12 protein-coding genes and 1 tRNA gene are annotated in these 14,900 nt (G+C 42.7%); 4 read left to right on the top strand and 9 right to left on the bottom strand.

The genetic code is table 11. The annotated features are described in order from the left end of the window. Positions 1 to 7 precede the first annotated feature (7 nt). From ABEF84_RS04650 to sdhC, 4 genes are read right to left on the bottom strand one after another with little or no spacing between them, the layout of a single operon-like run. Entirely contained in the window at positions 8 to 718 is a 711-nt protein-coding gene (locus ABEF84_RS04650) for a succinate dehydrogenase iron-sulfur subunit (protein ID WP_034586301.1), read from the bottom strand. A gap of 14 nt (positions 719 to 732) precedes the next feature. Continuing rightward, on the bottom strand, positions 733 to 2,628 hold the full coding sequence (gene sdhA, locus ABEF84_RS04645; RefSeq protein ID WP_347453722.1) for a succinate dehydrogenase flavoprotein subunit: 1,896 nt from the start codon (positions 2,626 to 2,628) through the stop codon (positions 733 to 735). Between the two features lie 12 nt (positions 2,629 to 2,640). Continuing rightward, the gene (sdhD, locus tag ABEF84_RS04640) at positions 2,641 to 3,006 is read right to left on the bottom strand and encodes a succinate dehydrogenase, hydrophobic membrane anchor protein (RefSeq protein WP_034586296.1); all 366 of its coding nucleotides are present in this window, start codon (positions 3,004 to 3,006) and stop codon (positions 2,641 to 2,643) included. Continuing rightward, complete coding sequence (gene sdhC / locus ABEF84_RS04635) at positions 3,006 to 3,404, bottom strand: succinate dehydrogenase, cytochrome b556 subunit (RefSeq protein ID WP_034586294.1); 399 nt, start codon at positions 3,402 to 3,404, stop codon at positions 3,006 to 3,008. Before sdhC ends, sdhD begins: the two co-directional genes overlap by 1 nt. A gap of 1,012 nt (positions 3,405 to 4,416) precedes the next feature. On the opposite strand from sdhC, the gene gltA reads away from it, so the two are divergent. Next, positions 4,417 to 5,691 carry a citrate synthase gene (gene gltA / locus ABEF84_RS04630; RefSeq protein WP_034586290.1) on the top strand — a complete coding sequence of 425 codons (1,275 nt, stop codon included), beginning with the start codon at positions 4,417 to 4,419 and terminating at the stop codon, positions 5,689 to 5,691. Positions 5,692 to 5,793: 102 nt separating this feature from the next. Here gltA and ABEF84_RS04625 read toward each other — a convergent pair whose 3' ends face one another. Together ABEF84_RS04625 and ABEF84_RS04620 are read right to left on the bottom strand one after the other, a co-directional pair. Then, positions 5,794 to 7,242: a VWA domain-containing protein gene (locus ABEF84_RS04625; protein ID WP_347453721.1), complete on the bottom strand. Its 1,449-nt coding sequence runs from the start codon at positions 7,240 to 7,242 to the stop codon at positions 5,794 to 5,796. Beyond that, positions 7,230 to 8,732 carry an AAA family ATPase gene (locus ABEF84_RS04620; protein ID WP_347453720.1) on the bottom strand — a complete coding sequence of 501 codons (1,503 nt, stop codon included), beginning with the start codon at positions 8,730 to 8,732 and terminating at the stop codon, positions 7,230 to 7,232. The genes ABEF84_RS04625 and ABEF84_RS04620 overlap by 13 nt, the downstream gene beginning before the upstream one ends. Positions 8,733 to 8,875: 143 nt before the next feature. On the opposite strand from ABEF84_RS04620, the gene ABEF84_RS04615 reads away from it, so the two are divergent. Then, entirely contained in the window at positions 8,876 to 9,370 is a 495-nt protein-coding gene (locus ABEF84_RS04615) for a hypothetical protein (protein ID WP_347454137.1), read from the top strand. A gap of 345 nt (positions 9,371 to 9,715) precedes the next feature. After that, positions 9,716 to 11,341: an NAD+ synthase gene (locus tag ABEF84_RS04610; RefSeq protein ID WP_347453719.1), complete on the top strand. Its 1,626-nt coding sequence runs from the start codon at positions 9,716 to 9,718 to the stop codon at positions 11,339 to 11,341. Between the two features lie 217 nt (positions 11,342 to 11,558). On the opposite strand, the gene ABEF84_RS04605 is transcribed toward ABEF84_RS04610, so the two are convergent. Further along, a tRNA-Met gene (locus ABEF84_RS04605) sits at positions 11,559 to 11,635 on the bottom strand. Between the two features lie 622 nt (positions 11,636 to 12,257). Here ABEF84_RS04605 and ABEF84_RS04600 point away from each other — a divergent pair. Then, complete coding sequence (locus ABEF84_RS04600; protein ID WP_347453718.1) at positions 12,258 to 12,704, top strand: universal stress protein; 447 nt, start codon at positions 12,258 to 12,260, stop codon at positions 12,702 to 12,704. 48 nt (positions 12,705 to 12,752) lie between these two features. Here ABEF84_RS04600 and ABEF84_RS04595 read toward each other — a convergent pair whose 3' ends face one another. Then, on the bottom strand, positions 12,753 to 13,085 hold the full coding sequence (locus tag ABEF84_RS04595; RefSeq protein ID WP_347454136.1) for an MGMT family protein: 333 nt from the start codon (positions 13,083 to 13,085) through the stop codon (positions 12,753 to 12,755). A 119-nt stretch (positions 13,086 to 13,204) separates the two neighbouring features. Further along, positions 13,205 to 14,704: a sodium:proton antiporter gene (locus ABEF84_RS04590; RefSeq protein ID WP_347453717.1), complete on the bottom strand. Its 1,500-nt coding sequence runs from the start codon at positions 14,702 to 14,704 to the stop codon at positions 13,205 to 13,207. Between the last annotated feature and the right edge of the window lie 196 nt (positions 14,705 to 14,900).

Raw genomic sequence — 14,900 nt, 5'->3', positions numbered from 1 at the left:
GTCTGGATTAGCCAGCCATATCTAGAAGCATGTTACGGATGTGACCGATTGCTTTAGTAGGGTTCAGGCCTTTAGGACATACAGATACACAATTCATGATTCCTTTACAACGGAACAGCGAGAATGGGTCGTCAAGACGAGCCAGACGCTCTTGAGTCGCTGTATCACGTGAATCGATGATGAAACGGTATGCATTCAGCAATGCTGAAGGACCCAAGAATTTGTCTGGGTTCCACCAGAATGATGGACATGAAGTTGAACAACATGCACATAGAATACATTCGTACAGACCATTCAGGTGTTCACGTTCTTCAGGAGACTGCAGACGCTCTTTAGGCGGCGCAGGCTGGTTGTTGATCAAGAACGGATGAATTTTGTTGTATTGATCGTAGAACTGGTTCATGTCAACTACAAGGTCTTTGATTACTGGAAGACCTGGCAGTGGACGGATCGTAATGGTTTCTGGCAAATCATTCAGGTTTTGCAGACATGCAAGACCGTTTTTACCATTGATGTTTACACCATCAGAACCACAGATACCTTCACGACATGAACGACGGAACGTCAAAGTTTCGTCTTGTACTTTCAATGCTAGAAGCGCATCAAGCAACATACGGTGCTTGTCAGTCAGCTCAAGCTTGAAAGTTTGCATGTATGGTGCTGCATCCTTATCAGGATCGTAGCGGTAGATATTAAATGTACGAGTACCTCTACTCATCTCACATCTCCTAATTAGAATGTACGTGGTTTCGGTGGAATCGCATCAACCGATAAAGGTTTATAGCGAACTGGCTTGTACTCAAGATGGTTATCAGCAGAGAACCATAATGTGTGCTTCATCCACTCATCATCGCGACGGCCGTATGGGTAGTCTGGGTGATCAGGTGGCAATTCGAAGTCAACAACCGTATGTGCACCACGACATTCTTTACGGGCAGCAGCAGAAATCAGGGTTGCTTTCGCTACTTCGTACAAGTTTTCAACTTCAAGTGCTTCGATACGCGCTGTGTTGAAGACTTTAGATTTGTCTTTCAGGTGGATGTTGCGAACACGTGGTTCCAGCGCAAGAATCTGTTTAACACCTTCTTCAAGCAGCGCAGTTGTACGGAATACACCCGCATGATCTTGAACGATGTCACGAATTGCGTCAGCAACTTCCTGAGCATTTTCACCTGAAGTAGATTCGTCAAGTTTACGAACACGTTCAAGTGTTTTCTCAAGTACAGTTGTAGGAAGTGGCGCGTACTCATCACCGTGGTGTTTAGTCACGTAGTCAATGATATGTTCACCAGCTGCTTTACCAAATACAACAAGGTCAAGCAGAGAGTTTGTACCCAGACGGTTTGCACCGTGTACAGATACACATGAACATTCACCAATTGCGTAAAAACCTTTCACTGGTTTAGTGAAGTTACGATCAGTATTCACAGTATAACTATCTGTGTTTTTGTCGTAATGAGTCACTAGAGGAGCAGTTTCGTTACCTTCTGGTACTACAACCTGACCATGGATATTGGTCGGAATACCACCCATTTGATAGTGGATTGTAGGTACTACAGGAATTGGCTCTTTGGTGATGTCAACGTTCGCGAATTTCTTACCAATCTCGAATACAGATGGCAGACGTTTCATGATAGTTTCAGCACCTAGGTGAGTCATATCCAGCAGGATATAGTCGCCTTTAGGACCACAACCACGACCTTCTTTGATTTCTTGGTCCATAGAACGTGATACGAAGTCACGAGGAGCCAAGTCTTTCAGCGTCGGTGCATAACGTTCCATGAACGGTTCGCCGTCTTTGTTACGAAGGATCGCACCTTCACCACGACAACCTTCAGTTAATAGTACGCCTGCGCCCGCAACACCTGTAGGGTGGAATTGCCAGAATTCCATGTCTTGCAGTGGAATACCAGCACGAGCCGCCATACCAAGACCGTCACCAGTGTTGATATAAGCGTTAGTCGATGCACGGTAAACACGACCAGCACCACCAGTAGCGAATAATGTCGCTTTTGCTTGGAATACTGCAATTTTACCAGTTTCCTGGTCAATTGCTGTAACACCCAGTACATCACCAGCTTCGTTACGAATCAGGTCAAGCGCGATCCATTCTACGAAGAATTGAGTACCCATTTTCACGTTGCTTTGGTACAGCGTGTGAAGTAGTGCGTGACCTGTACGGTCAGCAGCAGCACATGCACGTGGAACTGCTTTTTCACCGTAGTTTGCAGAGTGACCACCGAATGGACGTTGGTAGATTGTACCATCTGCGTTACGGTCGAATGGCATACCCAGGTGTTCAAGTTCATATACAACTTGTGGCGCTTCTCGAGTCATGAACTCGATTGCGTCTTGGTCACCTAACCAGTCAGAACCTTTAACAGTGTCATAGAAGTGATAGTGCCAGTTATCTTCTTGCATGTTACCAAGAGATGCACCAATACCACCCTGTGCAGCCACAGTATGAGAACGTGTTGGGAATACTTTAGTCAGTACAGCAACTTTCAAACCAGCTTGAGCAAGTTGGTAAGAAGCACGCATACCTGAACCACCACCACCGACAATCACTGCGTCGAAAGTTAAATGTGGAATATTTGTGTAGTCTTCTTTAGGGGTTATAGCGCCCATGATTGTTTCCTATCAATTCGCCCAAAAAATCCGGATAGCCCAGATTGCATATGCAAATACAGCAATGATCACTGCTGAAGTCAGTACAAGGCGTAAACCTGAAGCCGATGGACCCATTTGACGAGTAGTCACATAGTCAGTGAATACTTGCCACATACCGATCCAAGCATGCGCAACAAGAGATAAGACTGCCAATAAAGACATAATCTTCATTGGTAATGTCATCATAAAGCCGTACCATTGCTCGAAGTTGAAACCACCATTCAGTAGGATCCAACCCAATACCACAACGGTATAAACAGCTAAAACTACAGCACTAATGCGTTGGATAAACCAATCACGAGAACCTGAACCTGTTAAACCAGTAGCACTTTTCATTAGAGTACGATCCATACAAATGCTGCAACGATACCGATAGCAGACAAGATTAATGAAATAGTAGCTGCAGTACGACCGCTTTGCAGTTCCTCTGCAACGCCGATATCTGCCAGTAAGTGCTTAATACCAGTGAACAAATGATAAATTAAGCCGGCTACAAACACCCATACGACGAAGCGAACAATGAAACCGTTAAAGATTTCTTGCACTTGTGCAAAACCTTCAGGTGAAGACAATGATTTGTCTAAAATCCATAGAAGGACCGGTACGAGTAGAAATACGATTACACCCGAAAGACGGTGTAGAATTGATGCAATAGCCACAGGTGATTTTAAGTTTACTTCTAAAACTTGACCCATGGACAAATTGACAGGTCTGTTGCTTTTCACAGCTGGCATCCTGTAGTTAAAAACTCCATCCGGAGTTTGTTGGAATTAATTCGAAGGAAAGCTGGCATTATTAGACAAATACATGCCTAAACATAAAACGACACTGAATTATAAAACGCTAAATATTAAAACACAAACAACTCTATTTCGCTTTTTCACTAAAAAATATTTAAATAAGAATCATTAACAATTAAAAGCGCAATTCCCGCCCTTTCAAATAGTTAGCATATGATGTTTATTTCTTTGTTTTTTAAAAATAAACCTGATCAAATTGGTGTAGTATATATAGTTAACAACATTGTCTATACTTTAGACTAAAGGAGAAGATTCAACCACTTATGTGAGCCATTGAAAATATCACTCAAATAAGCCAGTACTTCTTTTGGTCTGGTAAGCCTATATATAAAGAAGGATATCATTTGAGTCTAAATATTTTGCTGGCGTATTCGACAATATTCGGCCTTATTTAATTGAGTCCCCCATCTTATTAATTTCCCCCTGCGCTTTAATTAATAAAAATGTGACAAAAATCTCACAAATATATCTTCACACAATATTATGGCTGTTCCAAATCAGTCATTTTTTAACCAAACAATCATTTTAATGAAAAGTGTTAAGCGCTTTTAATTATAAAACTGAACAAAAACAACAAGACTTTAAAAGTTAGCTAAGTCGCGAAATTTATATAGTTTTGCGAAGGGTTCTCATCTGAAAGGTGGATTTATAAACATTTTTTTACGATTAAACGATGATGATTATTGCTACAAACAATGTTTTTTTTTCTGCACCTAAAGATATTTTTACCTTATTATACCGCGTTGATGCTGTGATTTTCATGAAAGCTTTATACAGAGATTATGTGACTAAACCACTGTGTAATGTCATTTTTTATCCATAAGTATAATTGACAAAATTTCAGTACTCACTAATCTTATAGCAATTTTTTGATCCGTCCGTTTTGTGCATTAAAAGATTGATAGACAACTCGGATAAACATTCACCAGGACAGGAGATCTATTGAATGTCTGAAGCAACTGGCAAGAAAGCCGTTTTACAGCTTGATGGCAAACAAATTGAACTACCAATTTACAGCGGCACATTGGGCCCAGATGTAATCGACGTTAAAGATGTATTGGCTGCAGGTCACTTTACTTTTGATCCTGGTTTCGTGTCTACAGCGGCGTGCGAATCTAAAATCACATTCATCGATGGCGGTAAAGGCGTTCTTTTACACCGTGGTTACCCAATCGACCAGTTAGCAACTAAAGCAGACTACCTAGAAACTTGCTACCTGTTGTTAAATGGCGAGCTTCCAACTGCTGAACAAAAAGCTGAGTTCGACTCTAAAGTTCGTAACCACACTATGGTTCACGACCAAGTTAGCCGCTTCTTCAATGGTTTCCGTCGTGACGCTCACCCTATGGCGATCATGTGTGGTGTGGTTGGTGCACTTTCTGCGTTCTATCACAACAGCCTGGACATCGAAAACATTGACCACCGTGAAATCACTGCAATCCGTCTGATTGCTAAAGTTCCTACTCTGGCTGCTTGGACTTACAAATACACAGTTGGTCAACCATTCGTTTACCCACGTAACGACTTAAGCTACGCTGAAAACTTCCTGTACATGATGTTTGCTACTCCAGCAGACCGTGACTACAAAGTTAACCCAATTCTTGCGAAAGCAATGGACCGTATCTTTACGCTTCATGCTGACCACGAACAAAACGCGTCTACTTCTACCGTACGTCTAGCGGGTTCTACTGGTGCTAACCCATATGCATGTATCGCTGCGGGTATCGCTGCACTTTGGGGTCCTGCTCACGGTGGTGCAAACGAAGCTGTTCTTAAGATGCTTGATGAAATCGGCACTGTAGAGAACGTTGCTCCGTTCATGGAAAAAGTGAAAACTAAAGAAGTTAAACTCATGGGCTTCGGTCACCGTGTGTACAAAAACTTCGACCCACGTGCGAAAGTAATGAAAGAAACTTGCGACGAAGTGTTAACTGCACTTGGTATCAACGATCCACAGCTTGCACTGGCTATGGAACTTGAACGTATCGCACTTTCTGACGAATACTTCATCAAACGTAACCTGTACCCTAACGTAGACTTCTACTCAGGTATCATCCTTAAAGCGATTGGTATCCCAACAGAAATGTTTACTGTAATCTTCGCTCTTGCACGTACAGTGGGTTGGATCAGCCACTGGTTAGAAATGCACAGCGCACCTTACAAAATCGGTCGTCCTCGTCAGCTTTACACTGGCGAAACTCAACGCGACATCAACCGTTAATTCAGTACGCGTCGAAAGACCACAAAAACCGCCCTTTGGGCGGTTTTTTTATGACTGATAAAATTAAAATCCTATCAGAGATGAGCTCTCGCTAAAAAAACCTTATGCATTCGGCTGCAATTCAATCACTTTTCCGGTACTGGACTGGTAAATCCACTGATGGTCAAACAATCCTTTATCGAGATGATCAAAGCGGAAACTTCCAATCGCGACTCCATAAAAGCCAGCGCCCTGCTGCTTCTGCAGATCAATTTTTTCCATCAGCTCTGGACTGAGCTGCCCCATAATAAAATCGGAAATCACAGCGACATCGGCATTTTGAAATTCTGGCTGTTCTAGCATTTCTACTGCATGCTGCATCGCCGGAATAATATCGGTGCCACCATGAAAGGACTGACTCAGAAAATGAATCAGGCCATCCAATGCAGTATTCGTATTTAAACTCAGTGCTGTCAAATTAGTGGAGAAGTTAATCAGGTACATTGGGCGCTTTTCCCGCATCGCCTGAATGCCCAGGTACAGGCAAATAGCTTTGGAAATCAGTTCCGGCTGGCCATGCATGGAACCGCTGGTATCTAGACAGACAACCATAGGCCCTTTCTGTCCCAGCTTTTTCTTGGCATGCCGAGAATCTTCAATCACCCGGCCAGACTGCTGCCCCTGCATATGAAAGCTCATCAGATTAGATTCGAGATACTTCAGATCAAACAGAATCTGCAGGTCCGGATCAGACAATAGCGCCAGCTCATTGGGTAGAGCCAGATTCGGATCTTGCCCCAACGAAATTCCGGTAATTTCTTCATGTGCTTGTTGACGTATCTGTTCTTGAGCCTGAAAGTCATATTTGGCAGCAAAGTTTTTACGTGGATAGCGAGATGGCTGTGCTGATCCAATCATCCTGCATAAACGTATCAGTTCGGCATCCTGTTCCAGATAGTGACTCCACTGCTCAAACTGCTGTACATCCTGCTGGGTCAGTTTGCCACTGGAATAATCCAGAAAGATGCCAGTATCTGCACCGAGACTATCCTTATAGCGGGACATTTTTTGCAGCGAAGCCAAAAAATCTTTAATCTCTTCTAGGAATGTATCCCGTAGCAATGCCAGCTGTTCAAATTCCCAATGTGCTACCGCTTCAGTTAGCTTACGTTGCCATTTTTCTTTCATCAACTGGAACTGCAACTGAGTGACGCTGTGCTTCGCCTGTTGCAGCTGATACTGCCAAAAATCGCTTAGATCTGGCAGACCAATTTGCTGAGTAAAACTTTGGTATTGCTCCAGTATCTGCTGAAACTGTGCTGCATTAACCTGCTCTAGTTGCAGCCAATATTCCAAATGCTGCTGCGCTTCCTGATAAGGATGCTGTTCATCCAGATTATTTTTGGCCTGATAGGCCCACTCCTGCACTTTTTCATCCAACCATTGTGCCGTTTTATGGTCATTCAGCCAATGCTTGAGTGTGGACTGGCGCAGTTCATCGTATAGTTGATCGGTCAGCCTTTCTAATGATTGCTGTGTCTGTAACGGTGAACGCAGGTTTAGCTTCTGCATAACTGTTCCAGACGGGCACAATCCTGCATCTGCAGCTGATAGCGTTCCAGCTGTTGTTGCATGCCTTGTTGTAGTTGCTGAATATCTACATCCTGTACAAATGGTGAATCAAGGGCCGCTCTTTCTGTTTCAAGATGTTGCTGCATGCGGGCTACATCTGCCTGCAGTTTCTGTTTCAGTTGTTTAAGTTGTTGCAGCAGATCAATGCGCACTTCGCTGGCTACACTACTACGTGTAGTGCCTTTACTGTGTTTAATATAAGGCGAAACCGTTTCTTCCAGCCCGTAATAACCACCTTTCAGGGTACACATGCGCGATCCGTTAAAATTACAGACGATACCGCGGATTTCTTCACCACTTTCATCCACCGCGAAGAAATCTTTTTTGGTGCCCATCTTGTTTAGCTCCAAATACAGCACTTTATCTTTGTAGTGATGATCCAGATTGTTGACAGCGCGTAGATATTCTTTATCACGAATCAGGTAGCTTTCATACACATCATCGGTATAGTAAAAGCTGTTCAAGATATTCTGTTCCAGCGTTTCTTTTTCTATGGTCAGTGTTTCCAGCTCTGAATCAAAAGCCAGACCAGTTTCCAGGATAGCGCTATCTACAGCCTGATTGACCAATGGCACATCTTCCACCTGATTCCAGAGACAGTGTTTGAGGAGAAATAGATCATTCAACTGCACCTGGCTACGCTCATTTAAAAATGCGGCCGCTTTGACCAGATAGGCAGTTCGTTGCCAGCGACGGTCAGAGACATAGACCTGATGATCTTCATAGCTATGATTTAGTCGCTGTTTGATCTCATCAAATACTGCCAGCACATACGCTGGCAGCTCAACTTCATGAATCTGATTACGCCATTCAGCTAGTTCATGTTTTTTAATTTTTAGGGCTTCATCAACTTCAGGTTTCGCGCGTGCCGGCTTGGCTTGCAGCAATGCATGAAAATTGGTTGTCTGCTCAATCGGAGGCACAGTCAGGCGTAAAATAAAGCGGTCATATAATGCATCCAGTCCCTGATTCGGTTCTGGAATCTCATTGGATGCACTCATCAACACCTTTAAGGGCACCTGCTGAATCATATCCCCATTTTTAAAGATGCGCTCATTCACCAGCGTTAATAATGTATTCAGAATTGCCGGACTTGCTTTCCAGATTTCATCCAGAAAAGCGAAGTCTGCTTTTGGCAAATAGTGCTCGGTTTTGCGGATGTATTGATCTTCTTTCAACGCCTTGATCGAGACTGGCCCGAAAATTTCTTCCGGCGTACTGAAACGGTTCATCAAATATTCAAAATATTCTGCCACTTCAAAAGCACAAGCGATGCGGCGCGAAATCAGGCTTTTGGCAGTCCCCGGATGACCATACAGAAAGGTATTCATCCCCGCTGCTCCTGCCAGCAAACTCAGGGCGATAATATGTTCGCGCTCATACATATTTGCACTGATGGCAGAAATGAGAGTATGGATGCGCGCTTTCATAAATGAACTACCTGTTTGGAATCGAACTATTGTAACTTTCCAGCAGTTTGGATGAAACCGTGCAAGCTAACTTGCACAGCTTAAAAATAGGATGCTAAGGTTTGTCTATATATTTCACCCATTTCCCTGCACTGTGCCCTATGTTGTTGCTGAAACTACTGCCCTTTCTGATCAGGCTGCTCAAACTGGATCGCTTTAAATGCCGCCCACTCACTGAAGGTGAAATCCAAATGTGCCATTCAGTGTTTGGCACCCGAATTGATTACAGTAAAGTGCATGTCATGAATCATCCTTTCCTGCCCTGGCAACCGAAACATATCTTGATGGCACCTGTAGGATATGTTCATGTGCGCAATATTCTTTTTAAGGAGGATTATTCCAAAGAGAATGCGAGTTTTCGCGCCGTATTTATTCATGAGATGACCCATATTTTCCAGCATCAGCATGGCATTAATGTGGTGTTGCGAGGTGCAATTTTACAAACCGCTTATTTTTTAAGTTTTGGCAAATATAATCCCTATCAATATACCTATATTCCGGGTAAGTCTTTCTGGCACTATAACATCGAACAGCAAGGCGATATTGCACGTGATATTTATCTTAAGAAAATACCCAATATTATTCAGGAACTGGAATAGTTTTTTTAGAGCTAAAATCCTAATTTTTCACACAACATACTCACTTCAGACGGATTCCTTACAAAAGCATAAGCGTTCGTTTTATTTTTAATGATACAGTTGCATTTCAACAATAAATCTATGCAAACAACGCTAGCATCTGCTTCAAAATTCGATAGAATAACTCATGTCTGATATTTTCCTCCCAATAATTGAGATTAAATATCACGCTTTATGATTGTGTTTAAAATTTATAGCCATTTGGCATTATGTTAGTACACCCCAATTGCACTCTACTGAAGAACTATAATTTTAAATATCAGCCGATTAGTGCAAAAAATCTATCAGGATTAGGATTTAGTTGGAATGAAAAGTTTTAAAATTGCCCTTGCTCAATTCTCTCCACATGTAGGCAATATCGACGCAAATACGCAAAAAATTATCGAACAGGCCAATCTGGCAAAAAAAGACAATGCTGATCTGATTATCTTTCCAGAACTTTCGATTCTTGGTTACCCTGCAGAAGATTTAATTCTGCGTCCAAGTTTGACCAAACGTACTCAACAGGCATTTGATCAACTGGCACAAGTCAAAGACATCGTGATGATATTTGGTTTTGTGAATGTGGCTGAAGATGGTCAGCGTTTTAACTCTGCTGCTGTGATGAAAGATGGTCAGGTACTGGGTGTTTATAACAAGCAGACACTACCTAATTACAGCGTTTTTGATGAAAAGCGTTATTTCAATAAAGGCCATCAACACCTGGTCTTTGAATACCTCGGTCACAAGTTTGGCGTACTGATTTGCGAAGATGTCTGGTCTTTAAATACGGTGCAGCAATTGGCTCAGCTTAATATCGATACTGCCCTGGTACTGAACTCTTCACCTTATGAAGTCGGCAAACCACAGCACCGTATCGATACTATGGCTGCATTGGTCAAAGAACTGAATATCAATCTAGTTTACTGTAACCAGGTCGGTGGACAGGATGATCTGGTCTTTGACGGCACTAGCTTTGTTCTGAATAAAACCGGTGAACTGGCACTGCAAGCTCCAAGCTTCCAGGAAGGCCTGCATCTGGTGGAATTCGATGCTGAACAACAAGCTTTCAGTAAAGGTACCGTAACTCCTGTACTGGACACCATGGCAGAGATTTATCAAAGCTTGGTGGTTGGCACACGTGATTATGTGCAACGTTCTGGCTTCCCGGGTGTCATTCTAGGTCTGTCTGGCGGGATCGACTCTGCATTGACTTTAGCCATTGCCGTGGATGCCTTGGGTGCTGACAAAGTCCAAGCAGTGATGATGCCTTATACTTATACTGCGCAAATCAGTGTAGAAGATGCAGCAGAACAGGCCAAAACTCTAGGCGTGACTTTCGGTATTGCAGAAATCAACCCAATTGTTAATGGCTTCCTGCAAACCTTGTATCCATTCTTTGGCGATGCGCCAGTGGATGCAACCGAAGAAAACCTACAAGCACGTTCACGCGGCACACTGCTGATGGCATTATCCAACAAGTTTGGTAACCTGGTACTTTCTACCGGCAACAAATCTGAACTTTCTGTAGGCTACTGTACTCTGTACGGTGATATGGTTGGTGGTTTCGCAGTACTGAAAGACGTCTACAAAACCATTGTATTTGAACTGGCGAAATACCGTAATAGCATTGCTGAAACTCCAGTGATTCCTGAACGTGTCATCACTCGTCCACCTTCAGCAGAACTTCGCCCAGACCAAGTGGATCAGGACTCATTACCTCCATACGAAGTGCTGGATGCAATCCTGTACTCTTATATCGAAGAAGATCAAAGCCAAGATGACATCATTGCCAAAGGCTTTGATGAAGAGGTAGTAAAACGCGTGATTCGTCTGGTGGATATCAACGAATACAAACGCCGCCAAGGTGCAATCGGTCCTCGTATCAGCTCACGTTCCTTTAGCCGTGAACGCCGTTACCCAATCGTGAATGGCTGGAAACCGGGCGTCTAAGACTCCTCTTTTCTGAAAAGACAGAAATTCAAAATCGCTTAAGTCCGCTTAGGCGATTTTTTTATTTTTGATGTCTGAATGATGGGGATTTCCAAAGAAACGAATTACAGAAATTTAGATTTAGGATTCAGAAGAATAGTGCAACAGTTTTGGAAGAATAAAATATTTTTTTTAAACACAAAAAAAGAGACCAAGCTGAGAGCTTGGTCTATAAAAATGGTGGCTATGACGAGACTTGAACTTGTGACCCCCGCATTATGAGTGCGGTGCTCTAACCAACTGAGCTACATAGCCGTAAACTGTGTGCGCATTATCTTAACTTCCTCCCCCATCGTCAAGCATTTTTACAGGTAAATGTTCAGTCTTTATGCAATCATGTAATAATCATTTAAAAATTAAACAAATTCATCATCTTAATATTTATTCTAGTTTTTACCTAGAATTCCTCTTCTGATCTATTGAGTAAAAAGAAGGAGTTAATCAACATACTATTTATTTTTAAATCACCCGTCCAGAAAGATCAGCAAAGAATGTATTTTCAAGCAACTATTTTATTTTAGAAAATACCTCCAACCATATCCGCTTAGGCCCGCAAGTTTAAAATGATTAGCAGCTAAATAAATTTAATAAACCATTCATACAAAGCTCTTTCCCCCTCCATTGCAGCAACAAGAACCCAAATGATTTAACCATTCCCAAGATCAATCATTTAAAGACTCCAAATAAGATTTTTCTACTACTGGAATTTTAGCTTAATTTTTCATCTATCTATTCAAACTAATTTTCCTGAATTCCTACGAATTTAGCTGGTTTTATTTCTCATCAATAGAGTATATGATCAAACTATAAGCAGGAAATTTTAGCCCGGACAACCGGTTCATAATTATAAAACTTTGCTTCCGTAAGGAGATTGGTTATGTCTTTTCAAAATATTTTAGTTCCTATTGATGGTTCACAAACTTCACTTGCTGCTGTAGATAAGGCTGTAGAACTGGCCAAAGCATTTAACAGCAAAATCACCGTGGTTCAGGTGATGACTCTAGACCCTTATATCGCTGCTGAATACATCACAGCAGCACAAACCAATGACCTGATTGAACGTGCGCGCACTTCCATTCAGCAAAACTTGGATGAAGCGAAAAAACGTTTTGAAGCTGCAGGTGTTCAAGTAGAAACCCAGTTATTAGAAGGCCAGGTGGTGAATACCGAAATCACCAAAGCCGCAAAAACTTTAGGTGCTGACCTGATTGTGATCGGTTCACATGGTCGTACTGGCTTCAAGAAATTTTTCTTGGGTAGCGTGGCGCAAAGCATTCTTGGACAGGCTGAAATTCCAGTGCTGGTGGTACGCGGTCACGACTAAGCCTTGATTCTCTATCTCTAAAATACCTCATCTCCGCATGGGGTATTTTTATGCATGCAAACCATCCCATCGATAAACTTTTAGATTCACTTTATCCCCTATCACCACCACACCTTCTTGCATTAATTTAGCCGCCTGTATATTCATTCCCTGCTCATCCAGCTTATGCACACTAATTTTGCCTTGAGAATTAATCACCCGATGCCAAGGCAAGTCTGAAGATGCATCCATTTCCTTGAGTACACGTCCGACCAGTCGCGCATGCCGTGGCAATCCTGCAAGTTTGGCAATCTGGCCATAGCTTGCCACTTTACCTTTTGGAATCAAGGCTACGACGCTAAGAATCATTTGGGCAAGTTCATCACTGAATCTGGCTGGCATCATTAATATTCCTTTTACTCTGTCCTGATCATACTCATTTCAATATCAGCTCGCCAAGTTAAGGCACAGGCAATAAAAAAAGAGAATCCGGAGATTCTCTTTTTAGCATAAGCAAGAAATTAGAAGTTGTCCGGACTTTCCAGACGTTTTACTTCCTGCACTTTTTCCGGATTATGTACTGCTGCCACACCATCCTCATCTTTCTCATCAATTAAGGTTTCTGGCTGATATACAGTAATGGTTTCATTACCCTGCGCATCTTCACCGATAATATACTTAAAGCCTTTGCGATTCATTCGATGGCACAACCGTTGATACCAGCCTTTCCAACCCAGGGTTTCTTCATTTGGGTTGTGATAAAACGCATTCATTACGGCCGGCAGCCCCAGTCCACACACCACACCGGAGAGCAGCACTACAATAAAGGTATAGCCAATCAGGATACTGCTATATTCTTCCAGCTCCGGAATATTAGCAACCGCAAGAATCAGTGCCAGCGAAATCCCCCCACGGACACCACCCCAAGACAGAATTGCCAGACTGCCGTTGTAACGCTTTCTGCGCAGATGTGGGAACATTGAGAAAGATAAAAAGTTCGCTGCAAAACGCGCAACGTGCAAGATAATAAAGGCCACGATCCCGCCCAGAATCAGACTGGTACTCAGGTCAATAATAAACAGTTCCAGACCAATCAGCGTAAACAAGAAGGAATTAATAATCCCTTCCACGGTATGCCAGAAATGGTTGACGTCACCGATATCGGCATCGGCCAGAATTTCTTTCCACTTGTTACCGACAATCAGACCACCAATCACACAGGCAATAGGTGCAGACGCATGGGCTAACAATGCCACCAGATAAGAACCACAGGCCAATAATGAGGTGGTCAGAATCAGCGATTCCATTTCATGCTTACCACGAAGAATACGCAACATCGCCCAACCAAATACCACACCGATCAGCACGGCGACGACAATCTCATATAGCAGCGTTTGCAATACACCCAGAATAGTAAAGCTTTCCCCTTGCAATACATTCAGCAAGGTCATAAACAAGGCAATACACATTGCGTCATTAAATAGCGACTCGCCTTCCAGTTTCACCATCAGGTGATACGGCGCACGCACCGAACTGAGTACCCCTTTGATTCCGATCGGGTCGGTAGCCCCCAAGGCGGCGCCAAGCAGCAGAAGTACCACTAAATCAACATGTTTGCCGATCAGGAATTGATACCCATAAAGTGCTAAGCCAAAGAATACTGCACAGAATACCAGTGCCAGACTCGCCAGAATCCCGATGGGACGCCAGTGGTTACGTAAATCAGACACCTTAAATTTCAGCGCAGATGAAGTCAGGATGAAACAGATCACCCCATTGATCAGGAAATCATAGAAATCAATATGCCGGACTGCATTTTCAATATTGGTAATATTAATGCTGAAAAAAGGATTGCCATGTAGCAGACTCGCGCCCCATTGCAGGATAAACACGAAAATCGCGGAAACAATCGGCACCCCAATCGCTTGAGGAAAGCCGAGGACCCGCTTATTAAATAGTGTCGTGGCAATGGATAGGGCAAAAACAACGGTGAGAAGTTGTAAGAAAAAGAAATTTCCCATGGATTTCCTTAAAAAATGCAGCCCACGCCTGAGAAAAGTGCCGGCCTATCAAAAAATAAAATATCTAGCAAAGAGGTATTTCCGGGTGAAATAAGTTTAATCCCCTTTCCCAGGCTTTTGAGTTAAGTTTCTTTTCAAGGATTTTAACTGATGAATTATCATACAATTCAATCATCATTTCTCATATATGCTTCGG

This window comes from Acinetobacter sp. ANC 7912, assembly GCF_039862785.1.
GTDB lineage: Bacteria > Pseudomonadota > Gammaproteobacteria > Pseudomonadales > Moraxellaceae > Acinetobacter > Acinetobacter thermotolerans.
Note: the sequence above shows the minus strand (reverse complement) of the source record. Positions and strands in the feature narration are given on the sequence as shown.